A 19056-nucleotide genomic window follows, 5' to 3' on the forward strand; every position below is an offset into this window, starting at 1 on the left:
GGGTAGGAGGGCTGTGGCGGCACCGGTGGGGGGGTGCGCTCACTGTGATGCGCGGCTGGTGCGGCGTCGAACGAATGCGGGCTCGCCAGACATGAAGGACTTTCATCTGACCGTGTGCCGCGGCCGTGAGCACCCGATGACTGAACCGCCGGTTGATGGTGTCCTGGCGCTCAGACAGTGGGGTTCAGATAGAGCGAACCCGGCCCCAGATCGTAGTCGTCGAACCCATCCACGATGTCACGGATCGCGTGGATCTCGCGCACGCTGCGCGAGAGCGCCAGCAGCAGCACGAACCAGCCCAGTCCGGCGCCGGCGACGACTACCCTCAGCACTTCGATCAAGGCGTCGGTGAGCGCCTGCAGGATCCGGCAAGCGGCGATGAAGTAGCGGGCCTCGTGCCGTTCGGCTTGAACAAGATCAAGGGCGGCGCCGGGTGGGGCTTGCGTGCTGACGAAGAGCATCGCATCGAAGTCGCGCTGGACCTGGAGCAGGGCGGTATCGGCGCGGCTGCCGGGAAAGCAGCGGCCGGTGCGGTAGGCGAGGCCGTGGTGCACGATGTCGATGGCCTTGAGCACGCCTTCATAGGCCTTGCGCGCCTCGCCGCCGATGAAGCGAGCGAGGTTCCACAACTCGTCTTCGATGTCGCCCCAGGCCTGCGTCAACGCACGCTTGAGCCAGCCCCACAGGCGTTTCACGCCGTCCCACAGCCGCGTGGCGAGCTTGCCGAGTTTGTCGACGATGCTGTCGCGGTGGGTTGCCGCACGGGCAAGGATTTCATTCTGGATGGTGGGGTCGTCGCTCCCGTCTGCGGCCGCCAGGGCATGGATCTGCGCGAAAAAGTCCGGGCCGAAATGCGCGGCGCTGCGCGACTTGCGTTCGAGTCCGAATTTCTCTTGAAAGTCCGCCAGCGCAATATCCACCGCGCTGACGTCTTTGAACGAGGGTTGGTCGCGCGGCCCGTGCGTGCCAGCGCGGATCCGCCTGGTCGGTTGTCGCCGAGCGATGCTCACGTCGTAGCCGAGCAGCCACAGCTCGACACAGCCGATGGCCTCAATGAAACGCTGGTGTTCGGGCGCGTCGTGAAAGCTCGGGTGGCTGGCCAGCGCGGCGATCAGGGCGTCATGCCCGAACAGCAGTTGCAGGCTCGCCGGCGTGAGTTGCGGCGGCAGACTCGCCTGGCTCAACCCGAGCGCCGCCGCGTCCAGCAGAAAGCGCTGCAGCCCCGCGCGAAAGCCCGGATTCTGATCAAGGTCCAAAGTTGTGGTGCGGCTGAGCGGCGCATCCCAATCCAGGTAGCCCAGCGTGTAGAGGCGTAAGTACACGGCGCGGCGGACGGCCGGGAATGAGTCGGGGTGTTGCCCAAGGGCGCCCCATTCGGCCGGGCTTTGTTCCTCTTCAAAGCTGACCAGCTGTTGCAGCCGATGCTTGGTTTTCGGGCCGGCCCAGCCATCGATGTCGTTACCGCTGAACCCGGCATCGCGCTGGAAGGCGACGATCGCCTCGCTAAGCGCGGGGGTGAGGTTATCGGTTTGCGCAGCATCGGGCGCGAGGTAGCCCAGGCTGGCAAGGCGCGATGCCATCGCCCGCAGGTAGAGCGCGCTGTTGGCCGCGTTGGTGGCGCTGGCGTCGCCGGTTGCCAGCATCGGGTCGGGCAGGTGGCGCCCGGCGCGCGCCTCGTCCAGCCAGCCGCCGAGCGCGTCGAGGTTGTTCGCGTCGGTCAGTGGCATGACTGCCGTGAAACGCCCGCGCGAGACTCAGGCAATGCGTTTGAGGATCTCGGATTCAAAGATCTGCACGACGGCTGCGCGTTTGGCCGAAGCGCTGTCCCACAGGGCGTTGTGGGCCGCGATGTCGCTGGCGGTTGCGTTGTCGTCGTAGAACGCGCGGGTGTCGCCGTCGAGACGTGACTTGGTGCTCGCGACGACCCGGAAGCCCGCCTGGGCCTTCGCGTTCTGCAGGATCTTGTCGAACGACAGCGCGGTGACGTCGGTCGCCTCGATCTTGATCGTGCCCCGGTAGGTCACGACTTCGAGCGACGAGAGGTCTTCCAGACCATCGGCGATTTTTTCAAATGCTTCCTTGAAGGAGGGCATGGCGGTACTCCTCGCTGCATTAAAGGGATATGGCCCTCTAAGGCTAGTCCAGATTTCGCGCCTGACGGTGACAATTCAATGAAACGATGCGCGGTCGGGCGGCAGGGCGCTTCCACCTCTGTGCGGCGTCACCGCAACGTGAATGGCGGCGCTTGTCCTGCCGGACGCGCCGTCCACCCCCCGCCGCTGACGCCGCGTGCGCCTGTTACTTGGCAGCAGCCGGGACCGGCGCGGCCTTGCATTCGACGTGCATCTCCTTGCACACGCGAAGCACGCCCGCCACCGCGACCGAGCTGCCGGACTGGGGCGACGGCGGCGTGTTGGAGACGATCAGCAACTGGCTGAGCTTTTCGTCGATCGGCGTGACCTGCATGCCTGCGAGCCATGTGCCATCAGTCAGTTCAAGCGTCAAGATCTTGTCGTTCTGGCGCGTCAGGCGGTAGTTGCTGTTGGCCTTCACGACCTCGAGGGCCTTGCGATAGACGTCATCTGCACGCGCCGCGAGCAGCACCGTTGCCGAATCGTATCCAGCGCCCCGGCCTTCGGCCGCTTCGCTGGCCATCTGTCGCACCGCGCCGACGGCTTTCCTGCCGATATACACCCACTGCGCCTGGGCGACGCTGGTGGCCGACACGAACAACACCAGCGCCGTTACTGCAGCACGAGAGATTCCGGGCATTCCGCACCTCACCAAAGGTTTCACGATGGGATCTGGCGGGCCTGCCTGTCAGCGGACAGCCGCAGCCTGCACAGTGTTGGCAAGTCTATACGAGCCCCGGCCGGACTCCTGCCTGCTGACGCGGCGGACCCGGCCCCCGGCGGCGATCCTTCGCCATCGCGGGGCGCGGGGGCGCGAACGTGGCGGGGCTTTCTTGCGACAATGCGGTTTTCGCTATGACACGGCAGGCGCGCGATCTCGGGCGCCTGCCAGGATGGTCCTTGTTCGATGCTCGCCCGATTGAAGCGTTTCGGTATTGACGGTTTCCTGCTCAGCCTGATCGGCGCGGTGCTGCTCGCCGCGCTGTGGCCATCGCTCCTGAAAACGGGCGGGCTGATCCGGATCGATGTGTTCACCACCTACGGCGTCGCACTGGTCTTCCTGCTCTACGGCCTCACGCTGTCGCCGCAGAAGATGCGCGAAGGGGTAGTGAACTGGCGCCTGCATGCGGTGGTGCAGGCGGCGACTTTCGTGCTTTTCCCGCTTTTGGGCGTGGCCTTCCAGAGGCTGTTCGGCCACCACCTCGACCCGGCGCTGGCCTTGGGCGTGTTCTACCTGTGTGCGCTGCCTTCGACTGTGTCGTCCTCGGTCGCAATGACGTCGATCGCGAAAGGCAATGTGCCGGGCGCGATCTTCAATGCCAGCCTGTCGAGCCTGATCGGTGTCTTCATCACACCGCTGTGGATCAACGCCTACCTGCATGCACAAGGGGGCGGCATGGCGCTGGGGCCGGTGATCCTGAAAATCGTGCTGCTGGTGCTGTTGCCGATCGTCATTGGCCAGGTGCTGCGGCCCTTTGTGCTGCGCTGGATCCAGGCGCACCTCGCGGCCGCGAAGTTCCTCGACCGCGCCACGATTCTCGCGATCGTTGCCAACTCCTTTGCCGATTCGGTGGCCGAAGGCGTGTGGGCGGCGCACGGCATTGCGACGCTGCTGCTGATCGCGCTGATCTCGGTGCTGCTGTTCTGGGCGATGTTTGCGCTGACCAGCCTGATCTGCCGTGCGCTGGGTTTCGATCGCAGCGACCGCATCGCGGCGATCTTCTGCGGCTCGAAGAAGTCGCTCGCCAGCGGCGTACCGATGGCCAAGATCATGTTCGGCGGCAACCCCGCGATCGGACTGATCATCGCGCCGATCATGCTGTTCCACCTGCTGCAACTGATCATGGTGAGCATCATTGCCCGGCGCATGGCGGCGAGCGCCCGGGACTGACCGGCGGCGTGCGGGCGATTGCGGCGCTGCGTGTTTCCGCCAGCGCCGCCGTTGACACAACTTGTCACGATTCAGGCGGAATCGCCGCAGCGGATGTGCGTCCAAACTGCGTCTACTTCCTCTGACCGCCAACGCCAACACTTCACATGCTTGCATTCGCCATCATCTTTGCCATTTCGGTCGCGCTGGCGGCCGGGATTGCGTTCCTGTTCCGCAGGAATCCACGCAAGTGGTATGGCCACATGCTTTGCCACGCTTGCGGATATCGCTGGAAGACAAGCAAACCCGCGCCGTCGCGCAAATGCGGCAAGTGCTGGGACGAGAATGTCGTCCCGGTCAGTGACGCCGAGCCGCGCGGGATGCAGGCGGTCGATCCGGCGAACATTCGCCGCGCCTAGCAGGCACGCCAGCCAGCACGTTACATGGGGCGCTACCAGGGCTAGCGGAAGGGCTCTGCCCTCGCGAGCAGCGCTTCCAGGTCAGGCTCGCTCGGGTCGCGTGGGGCGCCGGGATGGATGATCGCGACCTGGCAGCTCTCCGCCGCTTCAACCAGTTGCCGATAGGTGCCGGCAGTGATGTCCTTGATGTAGGCCTGCTTGTTGGCGTCGTAGGCGAACATGCGCGGATTGATGTTCTGGCACTCGTTGCAGCTGGGGCATCGGGCGGTTTCGATCCAGGCTTCGTCGCGGGAATGTTCGGATACCACCGGCGCTTCCGGTTCCGGGGCTTCGGGCGTTGCGGCCGGCGATGTCGCGGCTGCTTCAGCTGATGGCACCGGTTCCGGAACTGCACCGGCGAGGATGCGTTCGGCATAGGAGTCATGCACGCCGGCGTGTTCCTGCAAACGGCGCCACAGCAGCAGGCAACGGCGGGTTGCCTGCATCAAGCGTGCGTCAACGATCACCCTTTGCAGGGTGTCGGTTTCGTCGACGGCCAGCAGATAGGGCACGTGCTGGCTGGCGTCGGCTTCATCGAGCGCGAGCCAGTCGGCCACCGGCAGCATGCCGTCGTGCCAGTCGCCGGGTCGGACCAGGGCGAAGTGCGCGGCGTGGCGTGGGTCGCACAGCACGAAGTCCGCAAAGGTGAACGCGTGTCGCACTGATTGGCGCTGAAGGGTGTTGTCGGCGTAGTCGATGGTTTCGATCGACCAGTCGTCTTCGGCTCGCGGGTTGTTATCGAGCGAGAAGCGGGTTGCCCAGTTGCTGCCCGCCGCGGCGTCGTAGCTGAAGGCGGGAAAGGCGCGCGACTGCATCGCCGCAGCGGCCGCGAGGTAAGGCGGCAGGCTGCCTTGACCCGCAGGGCTGGCGAACACGCTGAACAGTGCCGGCCCGGCGCAGGAGACGCCGCGCATCATGCGATCGCGCAAGGCGTACAAGTTGGCCTCCGCGGTTTGCAGCACGAACATGCCGCCCAGCCCCATGGCGGTGGTGGCGAGACGCGCACCGCGTACGCCGAAGGCGAAATGGCCGGTGCCGATCGAGGCGTCGTCGAGCAGATCGGCGGATTCCACCAGCACCTTCAAGGGCATGCCGGCCGAGAGCAGGTCGATCAGCATGGCGTTGACTGCCGCGTCGTTCTGCGCCGGTGGAATGCAGACGAGGTAGTCCGGGAAGCGGGCAAGGTCTTCGGCGGTCAGCGCGTGTTCGTCTAGTGCCGCGAAGATCAGGTCGTGCTCGGCCTCGTTGTAGGCGCCGGTGATTTCAAGCTCGGCGATGCCTATCGCGCGTACCACTTCGGCCAGCGCGGGCAGGCGCTCACGGTAGGCGAGCGCGGCGGCAGCACAGTTGTCGAAGGCAAATTCGTAACGGCTCGGCGCGCCATCTTCCTCCCCTGGGGGGGCGAAGAAACGCTGGGTTTCGAGTGTCTTCAAGGCGCGCTCGATGCGGGCGCGGCGCGGCGCCGGCAGTTCGTCGCGTGGCACACCCTTGCCGATCACGCGCGAGAGCGCCTCGAAGTCGAACTGCGCCTGGTGCGGCGCACCGAGGGCGGCCATCAGGCTTTGCGGCGTGCGGCCGGATTGGGAGTGGCTGTGCGCCGCGCGCAGGATGTCGGACAGTTTCTGCACCAGGCGGCTGGCGGTAGCGTGGAACTGGCGCGACTTGGCGCGGGTGGCGATGCGCCAGGCGTGGGTGAGGAGCTGTGCCGGCGCGTCCTGGGTGCAGCCGATCACCTCGCCATCACAGGCGACTGCGCTGCCGGCGTGCATCAGCACTTGTTCCAGCGTGTCGTCCTCGGCGGCGCCGAGTTGTGCGGCGGCGGCGTCCCACACATCGCTCAGGGTGCCACGGGCGCCGCCGGACACTGCGCGGCGGATCGCGGTTTCCAGCTGCAGCGCATGGCGACGCAGGCGTTCGCCTTCGAAGCCGCGCGGTGCCACCTTCTGCAACATGTCGTCGACCAGCGCGGCGAGCGTGTGCACGCAATCGCCGCCTTCGCCCTGCGGATCGAGCACCAGCGGAAAGTCGTGACGCAGGGCGTCGAGGTCGCGGTAGGGCGCGAGCAGGGCGGGGCGCAGATCCTTGCCTGCGACGCTGGCGAGCGCATCGCCCTGGACGCGGCCGGTGAGGTGGAAGACCAGTTGATCCTGATGCTTGGCATGCATGTCCATCACAGGCTCCGGGTCAGGTGGCGGGCGCGGTTTCGCTGTCGGGCCACACGGTGTATTTGTCCATCTCGCGTTCCAGCCCGGCCTGTATCGCCGCGGGGGATCGCAGTTGGCCGGCGTGGCGCAGGTTCTCGTAGCGCGGGGCGTCCGGGTTGCAGTACAGGATGCCGACCGGGATCGGGTCTTCCAGCGAGGCAAGTTGCCGCGCGCGGTCGAGGTTGATCGGGTCGTGCTCGCAGTGGTTGCGGTACACCTTCGCGAGCGATGCGCTCAGCTGAATGCCTTTTGCGTGCGTCAGCATCATCGTGCGCATCGGGTCGTGCAGCCACGGGTCGAAGGACTTGGGCATGAATTCCGGGCAGCGCTGCAGCACCCGCACCAGCGAGAAGCCCTCATGCCGGTAGGCGGCATGCAGGATGTCGTAGAGCACTTCCGGCACCCAATCCACCGCCTGCGCTACGAACGACGCGCCCTGCACGCCGAGGGATACGGTCAGCGGGTTCATCGGCTCCAGCGTGGCGCCGAAGGGCGTGGTGTTGGTCTTCAGGCCGCGCGGCGAGGTCGGCGAGGCCTGCTTCTTCGTCAGCCCATAGACATGGTTGTCGTGCAGCACCACGGTGATGTTCATGTTGTAGCGCAGCGCGTGGATCCAGTGCGCCGCGCCGATGCTGCAGCAGTCGCCGTCGCCGGTGCTGACGAACACGTTCAGGTCCGGCCGCGCCATCTTGATGCCCTCGGCTACCGGGAAAGCGCGGCCGTGGATGCCGTGGAAGCCGTAGGTCTTCATGTAGTGCGGCAGCCGGCTGGAGCAGCCGATGCCGGAGACGAACACCGTGTTTTCCGGCGCCAGATCCTCTTCGCTGCACAGGCGCTGCATCGCGGTAAGGATCGCGTTGTCGCCGCAACCGTTGCACCAGCGCGGCACGCCGCCCTGGTAGTCCTCCAGCGCATGGTGCGCCTCATGCAGCTTGATCACGCACTGGCTCAAGAGTCCGCTCATGATTCGCGCTCCTTGCGTTGCATCGCTTCCCGCACCACGCGGCAGATGTCGCCGGGTTTGATCGGCTGGCCGCGGGCCTCGCTCCAGCAATCGACATCGACCAAGAAGCGCGCGCGCAGCATCATTGCCAGCGCCGAGTAACGGCGGTTGTCTTCGTCGATCAGTTCGTCGGTGGGCTTGTCCGACCAGTTGCCCTCGATCGTCATCACATGCCTGAAGCGTTTGAAGATCTCGCGGATGCCCGAGGGCATCGGCTGGATGAAGCGCAGGTGCATCGCCGACACCGCGAGGCCTTCCTTGCGCAGGCGGGTGACTGCTTCCTCGATCGCGCCCATCGTGCTACCCCAGCCTACGAGCAGCATGTCGCCCGAATCACCGCCAAAGACGGTGGGCGCCTTCAAGGTCTTTTGCAGCGCCGCGAGTTTGAGGCTGCGCGCGCGCAGGCCCTCTTCATTGATCGCCGGGTCGTAGGCGACACGGCTGTTGCGGTCGTGCGCGAGCCCGGTCAGCGTGTGCATGCCACCCGGCTGGCCCGGCTGGAAGCGGCGCGAGAGGCCGGTGACCGGATCCCAGTCGTAGGGCTTGGCACCGGGTGGGACGGGTGTCTGATCCACCGGCGGCGCGAGCCAGTCTTCGCTGAACTGAGGCCGCGGGAAGGGTTGCTGTGCGGTGGCGAGGCTGGCGTCGGAGAGCACCACCACGACCATGCCGAAGGTCTCCGCGATCTTGCGCGCGGTGATGATCGAGTAGAAGCAGTCCTCGATCGAGCAGGGTGCCATCACCACTTTTGGCGCGTCGCCATGGCTGCCGTAGATGGCGGTAAGCAGGTCACCCTGTTCCACCTTGGTCGGTTGCCCGGTGCTGGGGCCGCCGCGCTGCACGTTCACCACCACCAGCGGAATTTCCGCCATCACCGCAAGGCCCATCGCCTCCTGCTTGAGCGAGAAGCCGGGGCCGGAGGTGATCGTCACCGCGCATTTGCCGGCGTAGCTCGCGCCAATCGCGAAGGCGCAGGCGGCGATCTCGTCTTCCGCCTGGTGCACCAGCCCGCCAACTTTCTCGAAGATCTCGCTCAGGTAGTGCGAGGCCGAGGTCGCCGGCGTGATCGGGTACATCGCGCAGATGTCCATGCCCGAGGCGATCACGCCCAGTGCGATGGCGGTGTTGCCGTTCACCACGATCTGCGGCACCTCGGATCGCTGCGCCGGGATGCGGTAGCGCAAGGGCAGGTTGGCCTCGCCCCAGGCGGCGCCGGCTTCGTAGAGCATCACGTTGCTCTCGATCACCTTTGCATCCTTCTTGCCGAAGATGCGGGCGATCTGCTCGCGCGCGAGCCGTGCATCGAAGCCGTACAGGTTGCACAGGATGCCCAGCACGAACATGTTCTTGCCCTTGCGCGGATCGCTCACCAGTTCGCGGCAGCGTTCTTCCAGCGGCACTTCGTGCACATCGAAGCCGTCACGCCGCAGCGCCTCCACCGTTTCGGTGTAGGAGGCGACGATCGCCGGATCGCGGTGGCTGCGCCACATCGATTCGAGCAGGATCGTCGCGCCCGGCTTGAGCTCGCCGGCACGTACCCGGCCGATCAGCACCTGCTCGTTGAAAGCGACCACCAGTTCGGTCTGGTCGCCGCCGTTGGTGACGCGCTGCGCGCCGATGCGGATGCGGATGCCGCTGGCGCCCGCCACGCTGCGCGCCGGCGGCTGGATCTCGGCGGGGATGATCTCGGTCGTCCAGATGCCGTTACCCATGCGGGCGGCGATGGCGGCCAGCGATTGCCCGCAGCGCTGCGCGCCCTCGCCGGAATCGCTGATCACTTCGATGATGTGCTCGGCGAGCGGCACGGCGGCGCGCGCTGCGGTGCTCGACGGACGATCCAGGGTGGCGGTGGCGCTCATGAGGCGGTCTCCGGCAAGTGCACCCGTGCGAAGCCGCGTTCGCGGCGCGGGATGCCGAACAGGCGTTCGGCGGGGTCGGTTGGGGCGGCGAGGTACACCGCATCGGTGTCGCGCAGGCCCAGATAGGCCTTCATCGCGCGTGCGGCGCGGCGGCCGGCGCCCATGGCCTGGATCACCGTTGCCGCGCCGGTGACGATGTCGCCGCCGGCGAACACCCCGGCGATCGAGGTGGCGAGTGTGTCGTCGGTCCAGATGTAGCCGCGCTTGTCGAGCTTGAGGCCGGAGGTCTGGCCGAGGATCGGGTTGGCGTTGGTGCCGATCGCGAACACCACCATGTCGCACTCGATCTCGAAAGCGCTGCCTGCAACCGGTACCGGACGGCGACGGCCGGAGGCATCCGGCTCGCCCAGTTCCATGCGCTCGCAGCGCATCGCGCGCACCCGGTGCTGCTCATCGCCGATCAGTTCAACCGGGCTCGTCAGCCACTGGAAGTCGATGCCTTCCTGCTGCGCATGGTGGATCTCTTCGGCGCGGGCTGGCGCTTCGGCGGCGCTGCGGCGATACACGCAGGTGACCTTTTCGGCGCCCACCCGCAGCGCGACGCGCATTGCGTCCATCGCGGTGTTGCCGGCGCCGATCACCGCCACATGCTTGCCCGGCTGCAGCGGCGTGTCGTAGGCGGGGAAGTCGCGGCCGTGCATCAGGTTGCAGCGGGTCAGCCATTCGTTGGCCGACAGCACGCCGCCCAGTGATTCGCCGGGGATGCCCATGAAGCTGGGGTAACCCGCACCGGTGCCGACGAACACCGCCGAGAAGCCCATCTCGCCCATCATCTGTTCCAGCGTGAACAGGCGGCCGACCAGGGTGTTGCACTCGAAGCGGATGCCCAGCTGACGCAGCTTTTCGATCTCCGCATCGACCACGCTGTTGGGCAGGCGGAAATCCGGGATGCCGTACTTGAGCACGCCGCCCGGTTCCTGGAAGGCTTCGAACACCGTGACCTCGCAGCCCGCCTTGGCCATGTCGGCGGCGCAGGCCATGCCGGCCGGCCCCGAGCCAACGACGCCCACCTTGTGCCGGTTGCGCTCGATGTAGGGCAGGTTGGTCCAGCCTTCGGCGATCGCCCTGTCGCCGATGAAGCGTTCCAGCCGACCGATCGCCACCGGCTCCAGTCGTTCGCCCACGGTGCACACGCCTTCGCACTGGCTTTCCTGCGGGCACACCCGGCCGCAGACGCTGGGCAGCAGGTTGGTGTCGGTGATCACGTCGTAGGCGCCGTGGAAGTTCTTCTCGGCGATCTTGCGGATGAAGCCGGGGATGTCGATGCCGACCGGGCAGCCGCGCACGCAAGGCTGGTCGGGGCAGTCGAGGCAGCGCTCGGCTTCGAGCAGCGCGTCCTCCAGCCGGTAGCCGCAGGCGACCTCCTCGAAATTGGTGATGCGGATCTCCGGCGCCTGTTCCGGCATCGGCGTGCGCGCCTGCGGAATGGTGCGGATCGTCTTTCTCTTGGCCATGCTGGCCTCCTGCTCGCGGTGGCGAGAGACGGGTTCAGTGTCCGGCGCCGCCACGCAGGCGGCAGCTCTCCTGCCACGCTTCGAGCGCGGCTTTTTCGGTGGGGCGGAAACGGCCCAGACGGGCCATCAGGTCATCGAAGTCGACCAGGTGGCCGTCGAAGTCCGGCCCGTCGACACAGGCGAACTTGACCACCTCGCCAATCTTCACGCGGCAGCCGCCACACATGCCGGTGCCGTCCACCATCACCGGATTGAGGCTGACCATGGTCTTGATGCCGAAGGGGCGGGTCGCCTCGGCGCAGCCTTTCATCATGATCGGCGGGCCGATCGCAACGACTTCGTCGATGTCGGCGTGTGCGCTGATCGATTGCTTGATGCCCTCGGTGACCAGGCCCTTGATGCCAGCCGAGCCGTCGTCGGTGCACAGGATCAGCTCGTCGCAGCAGGCGCGGAACTTGTCCTCCCAGAAGATCAGCCCCTTGTTGCGAAAGCCCAGCACGCCGATCACGTAGGCGCCGCTTTCCTTGTAGGCGCGGGCCTGCGGATAGATCGGCGCAACGCCGAGGCCGCCGCCGACGCAGATCACCTTCTTGGCTGCGCCGATATGGCTCGGAATGCCCATCGGCCCGACCAGCGCATGCAGGCGGGTGCCGACGCGGCAGTTCTGCTGCATTTCGCGGGTGGTCTTGCCGACCGCCTGGATCACCAGCGTGATCGTGCCCTTGTCGCGGTCGAAATCCGCGAGCGTGAGCGGGATGCGTTCGCCGTGTTCGTGTTCCATCACGATGACGAACTGGCCAGGCTTGGCGGCGCGTGCCATCAGCGGATGGCGCACTTCAAGCGAGAAGGTCACGTCGGAAAAATCCGAGCGTGCGACGATTTCGAAGTCGGACATGGCACCCCCCCCCGAGGAACCAGATGATCACGACCGCGCTCTGTTGGTGTTGCTGCGCGAGACTTCGCCCCGGTGTCTTTGTAGTGGCGCGATGGGGCGTCGGTCAGTCGCGAGACTAGTCTTGCTTGGCGGGAAACTCTTGCCGTGGATCAATCCGCGCACCAGCACAGTGCGCCAGATCAAACGCTGCCTACGCAGGGCCGCTAGCAGGCGTGGCCATGGCTGTGCGCCGTCGCGCAAAGCCAGCGGGCGAAATCGACCACCCAGCGTTTTTCGCGCGCGGCTGGCGCGGCGATCAGGTGATAGCAGCCCTGCGCCAGCTCGGTCGGGAAAGGCCGTACCAGCCGGCCACTCGCGAGCAAGGGGGCTGCGAGGGTGGAGGTTGCAAGCGCCACCCCCTGGCCGGCGGCGCAGGCATCGAGCATCAGTGCGCCGTCGTCGAAACGCGGGCCTTCGGCGGGCTCGGCGGCGCTCACCCCCGCCGCGGCGAACCACGCCGCCCACGACAGCAGCGGGTGGCGCAGCAGGCGCGTGTGCAGCAGGTCGGCGGGATGCGTGAGTGCGGCGGCCTGGCCCGGCCGGCATACCGGGAAGACCGTTTCGTCGAACAGTTTCCAGCCGTCAAGGCCGGCCGGTACGGCGTCGATGAATCGAATCGCGAGATCGACTTCGCCGCGCTGCACCGGATCGAGCCGGGTCGATGTCGATAGCGCGAACTCGATGTGCGGATGCTGGCCCTGATAGGCGGTGAGCTGTTCGACCAGCCAGGCACGGCCGAAGGCTGGCGCCACCGAGACCGCGAGCGTGCGGTGGCCGTCGGCATGCAGCGCGTCGGTGGCGCGGGCGAGGGCGTCGAGCGCATCGCGCACCGCGGCGTGGTAGCGGGCGCCCGCTTCGGTCAGCGCAATGGTGCGGTGGCGGCGCTCGAAGAGCGGCAATCCAAGGCTGGATTCGAGCGCGCGGATGCGGTGGCTGACCGCCGAAGGCGTCAGCGCCAGGGTTTCAGCCGCGGCGAGGAAACTGCCCAGCCGTGCCGCCGCATCGAAGGCTTCAAGATTCGCCAGCGGCGGCAATCGGCGCATCGTCTTTGTGTCAGGCGCTGCCGAGGGCGACCGGGCGTGCGGGGTCACTGCACCATTCACTCCACGATCCGGGGTAGAGGCGCGCGCCAGACAGGCCGGCGACTTCCATGGCCAGCAGGTTGTGGCAGGCGGTAACACCCGAGCCGCACTGGCAGACGATCTGTGCCGGCGTGGCTTTGCCGAGCACGGCCTGCCATGCGGCTGCAAGTTCGTCGGCGGGCTTGAAGCGGCCGTCTGCAGCAAGGTTGTCGCGGAAGAAGCGATTGACCGCACCCGGGATGTGGCCGCCGACCGGGTCCAGCGTTTCGTTCTCGCCGCGGAAGCGGTCGGCCGCACGCGCATCGACGATCCGCATGTCGGAGGCGTGCAGGTGGGCCAGCAGCGTGTCGGCATCGACCGTCGCGACGCCCGGCTTGCGCACCAGCGTACCGGGCGGCAGCGGCAGTGGCGGGTCGGTGCTGATCGGCAGCGCCGCATTACGCCAGGCCGCGAACCCGCCATTGAGCACTGCGACTGCTTCATGTCCGACCCAGCGCAGCATCCACCACAGCCGTGCGGCGTACATGCCGCCTGAATCGTCGTAGGCGACGACCTGGGTGGTGTCCGATACACCGTGGAGCCGCATCAGGGCGACGAAGGCGTCCGGGTCCGGTAGCGGGTGGCGACCGTTGCGGCCGGTCTTCGTCCCCGACAGGTCATCGTCCAGATGCAGGAAGCGCGCATACGGAACGCGGCCAGCCGCGAAGGCCTCAAGTCCAAGACCCGGGTTGGCCAGGTCATGGCGGCAGTCGAACACCACCAGCGAAGGCGCGCCGAGCCGCGTGGCGAGCGCGGGCGCCTCGACCAGCGTAATCCACATGCTCATGCCACCGACTCACCAGCCAGCCATGCACGCGCCATGCCCTCGTCGTCAAACAGGCGGATGTCGGCGCTCACCAGCGATTGTTCAAGCCACGCGCCGATCGAGTCCAGATCGCTGTTGGTGAGCACGGCGATGCGGCCGTCGTCGTTTTTGTGCCGGCGTGCGAAGCGGTAGTCCTCGATCACGGCATCGAGCGTCAGCCCTGCCATCTCGCGTAAGTCCACGAAGGCGCGCAGGGGTTTCCCGGCGCCGATTGCGGCCTCGATCTGGGCTTCGAACTGGCGGAAATCGGCCAGCGTGAGTTCTCCGAACACGACTGCCTCGACGCAGTTGTCACGCAGTTCTGCAGTGATCATCACGCACTCCTTGTGGATGGGACGTCACCATTATCGGCGCGGGGCACGCTGCGCTTCAATGCGGGGCATCAAATTCATGCCCGCGATGGGGTGTCAGTCGGTTTCGGCGGGTGGAGCGGGCCTGCGCGAGATCTGGCCTGCCAACGCGCCGGATGCGATGACTGCCACGATGCCGAGGTAGGCGAGCGGGTCGAGTCGTTCGTTCCACAACACGACGCCAAAGACCGCGGCGAAGACAACGGTAGCGTAGGACAGCGCCGCGGCGACCATGGTCTTGCCGAAACGGTAGGCGCGGGTCATCGCCAGTTGCGCGAGCGCGCCGAAACCACCAACGCCGAGCAGGATCAGCGCGTCGGCGAGCGTCCAGGCCCCGCTGTGCGGCTTGAAGAGGGCAAACGGCAGGCCGCCGGCTGCGCACACCGCAGAGAACCAGAAGACGGTGCGCCATTCCGGCTCGCCCGCTTCACCGAGTTTGCGGACGTTGAGGTAGGCCACCGACGACAACGCGCCGGAGCACATGCCGAACACCGCGCCGTACCACAGTGCCGGATCAATGCTGGGTTTGAGCACCATCGCGACGCCCGCTAGCCCGAGCGCCAGCGCGCCCCACATGCTGCGTCGCAGGGGTTCGTGCGCGAGTACGGCCACCAGCGCGGCCAGCCAAAGGGGCGAGGTGTAGTTGAGTGTCACCGCGGCCGCCAGCGGCAACGTGATGATCGCGAGGAAGTACAGCACCAGCGCGATGAAGCCCGAACCGCTGCGCGCGAGGTGGGTGCGCCACATCGGCGTCATCACGGGCAGCCTGCGCCAGGCGACCCAGGCGCCGATCAGCACCAGCGAGACGAAGCCGCGCCAGAACACCAGTTCCGCCGCATTGAATCGCGCGGCGCCAAGCTTGACGCAGGCGCCCATGCAGGCGAACAGCAGGCTCGCGACCAGCATCCACAGCGAACCCATGACTGCTCGGTTTCAGGCCGGGTAGATCGCGCCGAGCACCCGCGGGCCGCGTGCGCCGGTGACTTCGGGCAGGTTGCCGGGTTCGCCGTGCAGGCAACGACGGGCGAGCCAGGCGAACGCAAGCGCTTCAAGGAAGTCAGGTGAGACGCCGAAGTCCGCGGTTGAGACGACCCGCGTATCGGGCAGCAGCGCCGCGAGCCGCCCCATCAGGGGCGCGTTGTGGACGCCGCCGCCGCAGACGGCAAGCGTGTCTGGCTGGCCGCATTCACGCAGCGTGGCCTCGACAATGCTGCGCGCGGTCAATTCGAGCAGCGTGGCCTGGACCTCGACCGCTGCGATGCCGCGATCGAGTTGGGCGTCGAGCCAGTCGAGGTTGAATTCCTCGCGTCCGCAGCTCTTGGGCGCGGCTTGGGCGAGGAAGGGATGGGCCATCAGTCGCTTCAGCAGATCGGGTACGACCTGGCCTTGGGCGCCCCATTCTCCGCCCGCATCGTAGGGCGTGCCGAGGTGCCGCGCGGCCCAGCCATCCAGCAGCATGTTGCCGGGGCCGGTGTCGAAGCCGCGCGTCGGCTTGCCGGGCGCCAGATCGGTGATGTTGGAAATGCCGCCGATGTTGAGGACGACGCGGTGCTCGCCATCGTCGCGCAGGATGCAGTCGTGGAAGGCTGGCACCAGTGGCGCGCCCTGGCCGCCGGCTGCGACGTCGCGGTTGCGGAAGTCGGCGACGACGGTGATGCCGGTTCGCTCCGCCAGCAGGGCCGGGTGGTTGAGCTGCAGGCTGTAGCCGAGTGCTGGCTGGTGCCGTACGGTTTGGCCGTGGCAGCCGAGCGCGGCGATGTCGTTGGCGGCAAGCCCGCCATTGCGCAGGGCGGCCAGCGTCGCCTCGGCGTACAGGGATGCGAGTCGCACCGAGAGTTCCGCCGCGCGGCGCAGTTCATCGTGCCCGGCGGCGTTGAGCGCCAGCAATGCGTCTCGCAAGTCGGCGGGGTAGGCGAGGAACGCGGTGGAAGCGACGCGTGGATGGGGGGCCGCGAAATCCGCGACTACCGCATCCACGCCATCGAGACTGGTGCCGGACATCAGCCCGGCGAACAGTGCGCTCGTTGTACTCACTCCGCGCGGGCGACCCGCGACGGCTCGGCCAGACCAAGCTGCGCGATGACCGCGGCGCTGTGCTGGCGGAAGCGCGCGAGTTCGTTGCCGGACAAAGGCGGCGCGTCGGGCAGCACGACCTTGAGCGGATCCTTGTGCTCGCCGGCGACACGGAACTCGTAATGCAGGTGCGGCCCTGTCGACGAACCGGTGTTACCGACCGCGCCGATGGTGTCGCCCTGATGGACCCGCTGCCCCTGCCTCACATCGATACGGGACAGGTGGCCATAGGCGGTGGTGATACCGCCGGCGTGCTTGAGCACGATGAAGTTGCCGTAGCCGCCCTGGCGGCCGGCGAATTCGACCGAACCGTCAGCCGTCGATCGCACATGCGTGCCGATCGGTGCGCCGTAGTCCACGCCTTTGTGCTGCTTCATCGTGCCGTAGATCGGATGCATCCGCATGCCCATGCCGGAAGTTACACGCGAAAACTCCAGCGGCGAGCGCAGGAAGCCCCGCTTGAGGCTCTTGCCTTCGGCGGTGTAGTAGTCACCGCGGCCACCACGGTCGTTCCAGATTGCGGTGTGGCGCTGCCCGTCGTTGATGAACTCCGCGCCCAAGATGCGCCCGGTCTTGACCGGCATGCCGCGGTGGTACAGCACTTCGTAGACCACGCGGAAGCGGTCGCCCTTGCGCAGATCGCGGTGAAAGTCGATTTCCGAGCTGAAGATTTCCGCCAGACCGACCGCAACCGAATCCGGCAAGCCGGCGTCGTCGGTCGCCCCAAAAAGCGAACTGCGGATCTCGGCAGATTTCGCCTGAATGCGGGTGTCAAATCTGACGGCGGCATCGCGAACCACGATGCTGCCGTCGCGGCGCTCCACCAGCAGCTGGTGGTCACTGCTGCTACCCGGAAGGGCGAGCGACAGCACACGGCCACCGGCTGTCATCGACGCATTGACCATCGCGCCGGGCGACAGGCGACGCATCGCGGCCTGGGCCAGCGAATGTGTGCGCAGCATGTCGGCGACTTCCGGGTCGTCAATATTGAGTCGCGCCAGCAAAGAGGCGAGGGTGTCCCCACGCTGGATGCGCTCTTCGCGGAAGAACGCGGCATCATCGGGAAGAACTTCGGCTTCCGGGGCGACGAGCAGGTCTTCGATGACGGACTTCTGGCGAAGTGCCGCCGAATCCGGACCGGGGATGACCGCTACCGCGGCCACCATGCCGAATACCGACGCGCCAGCAATGCCGACGCCGGACCAGAACCAGAGCGGGCCCTGCTCTCTAAGACCCTTCAGCCGCGCTAGAATAGAAACTTTTGTGTGGCTCATTTACAACACGCTGCGCGGTTAATTGGCCGCGATAGTAACAAAAATCACGTTTCCGGATGGCAGGTATGACAGCAATTAACGAGCAGCTTGACCTGATCAAGCGTGGCAGCGAAGAACTCCTGATCGAGGCGGAACTGGTCGAGAAGCTCAAGAGCGGCCGTCCGCTTCGTGTGAAGGCCGGATTCGACCCGACCGCCCCGGATCTGCACCTTGGCCACACTGTGCTGATCAACAAGATGCGGCACTTCCAGGATCTGGGGCATCACGTGATGTTCCTGATCGGCGACTTCACCGGGCTGATCGGCGACCCGACCGGCAAGAATGCGACGCGCCCGCCGCTCTCGCCTGAGCAGGTCATGGCGAACGCCGAGACCTATAAGGAGCAGGTCTACAAGATCCTCGATCCGGAAAAGACCGAAATCTGCTTCAACGCAACCTGGCTGAATGCGCTGGGCGCGGCTGGCATGCTCAAGCTCGCTGCGACCCACACCGTGGCGCGCATGCTTGAACGGGACGACTTCGCCAAGCGTTTTGGCAACAACCAGCCGATCGCCATCCACGAATTCCTTTACCCGCTCTGCCAGGGCTACGACTCGGTGGCGATGAAGGCAGACGTCGAACTAGGCGGTACTGACCAGAAATTCAACCTGCTGATGGGGCGCGAGTTGCAGAAGCATCACGGCCAGTCGCCGCAGGTGGTGCTGATGATGCCGCTGCTCGAGGGGCTGGATGGTGTTAACAAGATGTCCAAGTCTCTCGGCAACTATGTGGGTATCAATGAAGCGCCGCGCGAGATGTTCGGCAAGCTGATGTCGACGTCCGACACCTTGATGTGGCGCTACTACGATCTGCTGTCGTTCCGCTCGTCCATCGAGATCGCGGGGCTGAAGCAGGCTGTCGCCGACGGGCGCAACCCGCGTGACGTCAAGGTCGAACTTGCACAAGAAATCATCACGCGCTTCCACGGTCGCCTCGCGGCCGAAGATGCGCTGGCCGACTTTGAAGCGCGCTTCCAGCGAAACGCCATACCGGACGACATCCCTGAAGTCACGATCGACGTGGGTGCGGGAATGCCCATCGCGCAACTCATGAAGCAGGCGGGCCTGACGGCAAGCACTTCCGAGTCGATCCGCATGATCGACCAAGGCGGTGTGCGTGCGGATGGCGAAAAGCTGTCTGATAAAGCGCTCGTCGTCTCAAGTGGCGCCGTGATGGTCTTGCAAGTCGGAAAGCGGAAATTTGCGCGAGTGACCGCCGTATAAGGGATTGGCGGCAGAAAGGCGACGTACGAAATCAAATTCGCTGGAAGAAATACTGACAAAGCAGTTGACGGGTGTTGCCGTAATGTCTATAGTTCCGCTTCTCCGCTGCTGACGAAGCAGACGCAACGAAACGGCGGGGATTCAGGCGGTTCTGGTTGTGGCGAAACGCCGCAGCG

At 66.3% G+C, this 19056-nt stretch carries 17 protein-coding genes; 3 read left to right on the forward strand and 14 right to left on the reverse strand.

Annotated features, from left to right (window positions below):
* Positions 1–170 precede the first annotated feature (170 nt).
* The 3 genes from GGR36_RS21230 to GGR36_RS21240 all read right to left on the reverse strand — a co-directional run bounded on the left by GGR36_RS21230 (position 171) and on the right by GGR36_RS21240 (position 2772).
* Positions 171–1727 (reverse strand): peptidoglycan-binding domain-containing protein, encoded by a 1557-nt coding sequence (locus GGR36_RS21230; RefSeq protein ID WP_183638440.1) that lies wholly within the window; start codon positions 1725–1727, stop codon positions 171–173.
* A gap of 27 nt (positions 1728–1754) precedes the next feature.
* On the reverse strand, positions 1755–2093 hold the full coding sequence (locus tag GGR36_RS21235; protein ID WP_183638443.1) for a hypothetical protein: 339 nt from the start codon (positions 2091–2093) through the stop codon (positions 1755–1757).
* A 205-nt stretch (positions 2094–2298) separates the two neighbouring features.
* Positions 2299–2772, reverse strand: a complete 474-nt coding sequence (locus tag GGR36_RS21240; RefSeq protein WP_183638446.1) for a single stranded DNA-binding domain-containing protein — start codon at positions 2770–2772, stop codon at positions 2299–2301.
* Between the two features lie 267 nt (positions 2773–3039).
* Between GGR36_RS21240 and GGR36_RS21245 the strand changes: the two genes are divergently transcribed.
* Both GGR36_RS21245 and GGR36_RS21250 read left to right on the forward strand, forming a co-directional pair.
* Positions 3040–4023, forward strand: coding sequence for a bile acid:sodium symporter family protein (locus GGR36_RS21245; RefSeq protein ID WP_183638449.1), 984 nt, complete (start codon positions 3040–3042; stop codon positions 4021–4023).
* 146 nt (positions 4024–4169) lie between these two features.
* On the forward strand, positions 4170–4421 hold the full coding sequence (locus GGR36_RS21250; RefSeq protein WP_183638454.1) for a hypothetical protein: 252 nt from the start codon (positions 4170–4172) through the stop codon (positions 4419–4421).
* A 41-nt stretch (positions 4422–4462) separates the two neighbouring features.
* Here the strand turns inward: GGR36_RS21250 and GGR36_RS21255 are convergent, their stop codons facing one another.
* The 11 genes from GGR36_RS21255 to GGR36_RS21305 all read right to left on the reverse strand — a co-directional run bounded on the left by GGR36_RS21255 (position 4463) and on the right by GGR36_RS21305 (position 17618).
* The gene (locus GGR36_RS21255) at positions 4463–6631 is read right to left on the reverse strand and encodes a ferredoxin (RefSeq protein ID WP_183638457.1); all 2169 of its coding nucleotides are present in this window, start codon (positions 6629–6631) and stop codon (positions 4463–4465) included.
* A 13-nt stretch (positions 6632–6644) separates the two neighbouring features.
* The gene (locus GGR36_RS21260) at positions 6645–7628 is read right to left on the reverse strand and encodes a thiamine pyrophosphate-dependent enzyme (RefSeq protein ID WP_172205102.1); all 984 of its coding nucleotides are present in this window, start codon (positions 7626–7628) and stop codon (positions 6645–6647) included.
* Entirely contained in the window at positions 7625–9526 is a 1902-nt protein-coding gene (locus GGR36_RS21265) for a 2-oxoacid:acceptor oxidoreductase subunit alpha (RefSeq protein WP_183638474.1), read from the reverse strand. The genes GGR36_RS21260 and GGR36_RS21265 overlap by 4 nt, the downstream gene beginning before the upstream one ends.
* Entirely contained in the window at positions 9523–11040 is a 1518-nt protein-coding gene (gene gltA, locus GGR36_RS21270) for an NADPH-dependent glutamate synthase (RefSeq protein WP_183638477.1), read from the reverse strand. The genes GGR36_RS21265 and gltA overlap by 4 nt, the downstream gene beginning before the upstream one ends.
* 34 nt (positions 11041–11074) lie before the next feature.
* On the reverse strand, positions 11075–11935 hold the full coding sequence (locus GGR36_RS21275; RefSeq protein WP_183638480.1) for a sulfide/dihydroorotate dehydrogenase-like FAD/NAD-binding protein: 861 nt from the start codon (positions 11933–11935) through the stop codon (positions 11075–11077).
* Positions 11936–12138: 203 nt separating this feature from the next.
* Positions 12139–13017, reverse strand: coding sequence for a LysR substrate-binding domain-containing protein (locus GGR36_RS21280; protein ID WP_183638483.1), 879 nt, complete (start codon positions 13015–13017; stop codon positions 12139–12141).
* A gap of 10 nt (positions 13018–13027) precedes the next feature.
* Entirely contained in the window at positions 13028–13882 is an 855-nt protein-coding gene (locus tag GGR36_RS21285) for a sulfurtransferase (protein ID WP_420847499.1), read from the reverse strand.
* Positions 13879–14235: a SpoIIAA family protein gene (locus GGR36_RS21290; RefSeq protein ID WP_183638486.1), complete on the reverse strand. Its 357-nt coding sequence runs from the start codon at positions 14233–14235 to the stop codon at positions 13879–13881. Before GGR36_RS21290 ends, GGR36_RS21285 begins: the two co-directional genes overlap by 4 nt.
* 93 nt (positions 14236–14328) lie before the next feature.
* The gene (locus tag GGR36_RS21295) at positions 14329–15192 is read right to left on the reverse strand and encodes a DMT family transporter (protein WP_183638489.1); all 864 of its coding nucleotides are present in this window, start codon (positions 15190–15192) and stop codon (positions 14329–14331) included.
* Positions 15193–15204: 12 nt separating this feature from the next.
* Positions 15205–16305 (reverse strand): anhydro-N-acetylmuramic acid kinase, encoded by a 1101-nt coding sequence (locus tag GGR36_RS21300; protein ID WP_183638493.1) that lies wholly within the window; start codon positions 16303–16305, stop codon positions 15205–15207.
* Entirely contained in the window at positions 16302–17618 is a 1317-nt protein-coding gene (locus GGR36_RS21305; RefSeq protein ID WP_183638497.1) for a M23 family metallopeptidase, read from the reverse strand. The genes GGR36_RS21300 and GGR36_RS21305 overlap by 4 nt, the downstream gene beginning before the upstream one ends.
* A gap of 65 nt (positions 17619–17683) precedes the next feature.
* Here GGR36_RS21305 and tyrS point away from each other — a divergent pair, with 65 nt between their 5' ends.
* Positions 17684–18880, forward strand: a complete 1197-nt coding sequence (gene tyrS / locus GGR36_RS21310; protein ID WP_183638500.1) for a tyrosine--tRNA ligase — start codon at positions 17684–17686, stop codon at positions 18878–18880.
* Positions 18881–19056: the final 176 nt, after the last annotated feature.

Source organism: Niveibacterium umoris (genome assembly GCF_014197015.1).
Classification (GTDB): domain Bacteria; phylum Pseudomonadota; class Gammaproteobacteria; order Burkholderiales; family Rhodocyclaceae; genus Niveibacterium; species Niveibacterium umoris.

What these genes read in the sequence shown, in the direction of transcription:
- GGR36_RS21230 (WP_183638440.1), bottom strand. Translation starts at nt 1,727, where the DNA reads ATGCCACTGACCGACGCGAACAACCTCGACGCGCTCGGCGGCTGGCTG.
- GGR36_RS21235 (WP_183638443.1), bottom strand. Translation starts at nt 2,093, where the DNA reads ATGCCCTCCTTCAAGGAAGCATTTGAAAAAATCGCCGATGGTCTGGAA.
- GGR36_RS21240 (WP_183638446.1), bottom strand. Translation starts at nt 2,772, where the DNA reads ATGCCCGGAATCTCTCGTGCTGCAGTAACGGCGCTGGTGTTGTTCGTG.
- GGR36_RS21245 (WP_183638449.1), top strand. Translation starts at nt 3,040, where the DNA reads ATGCTCGCCCGATTGAAGCGTTTCGGTATTGACGGTTTCCTGCTCAGC.
- GGR36_RS21250 (WP_183638454.1), top strand. Translation starts at nt 4,170, where the DNA reads ATGCTTGCATTCGCCATCATCTTTGCCATTTCGGTCGCGCTGGCGGCC.
- GGR36_RS21255 (WP_183638457.1), bottom strand. Translation starts at nt 6,631, where the DNA reads ATGGACATGCATGCCAAGCATCAGGATCAACTGGTCTTCCACCTCACC.
- GGR36_RS21260 (WP_172205102.1), bottom strand. Translation starts at nt 7,628, where the DNA reads ATGAGCGGACTCTTGAGCCAGTGCGTGATCAAGCTGCATGAGGCGCAC.
- GGR36_RS21265 (WP_183638474.1), bottom strand. Translation starts at nt 9,526, where the DNA reads ATGAGCGCCACCGCCACCCTGGATCGTCCGTCGAGCACCGCAGCGCGC.
- gltA (WP_183638477.1), bottom strand. Translation starts at nt 11,040, where the DNA reads ATGGCCAAGAGAAAGACGATCCGCACCATTCCGCAGGCGCGCACGCCG.
- GGR36_RS21275 (WP_183638480.1), bottom strand. Translation starts at nt 11,935, where the DNA reads ATGTCCGACTTCGAAATCGTCGCACGCTCGGATTTTTCCGACGTGACC.
- GGR36_RS21280 (WP_183638483.1), bottom strand. Translation starts at nt 13,017, where the DNA reads ATGCGCCGATTGCCGCCGCTGGCGAATCTTGAAGCCTTCGATGCGGCG.
- GGR36_RS21285 (WP_420847499.1), bottom strand. Translation starts at nt 13,882, where the DNA reads ATGAGCATGTGGATTACGCTGGTCGAGGCGCCCGCGCTCGCCACGCGG.
- GGR36_RS21290 (WP_183638486.1), bottom strand. Translation starts at nt 14,235, where the DNA reads ATGATCACTGCAGAACTGCGTGACAACTGCGTCGAGGCAGTCGTGTTC.
- GGR36_RS21295 (WP_183638489.1), bottom strand. Translation starts at nt 15,192, where the DNA reads ATGGGTTCGCTGTGGATGCTGGTCGCGAGCCTGCTGTTCGCCTGCATG.
- GGR36_RS21305 (WP_183638497.1), bottom strand. Translation starts at nt 17,618, where the DNA reads ATGAGCCACACAAAAGTTTCTATTCTAGCGCGGCTGAAGGGTCTTAGA.
- tyrS (WP_183638500.1), top strand. Translation starts at nt 17,684, where the DNA reads ATGACAGCAATTAACGAGCAGCTTGACCTGATCAAGCGTGGCAGCGAA.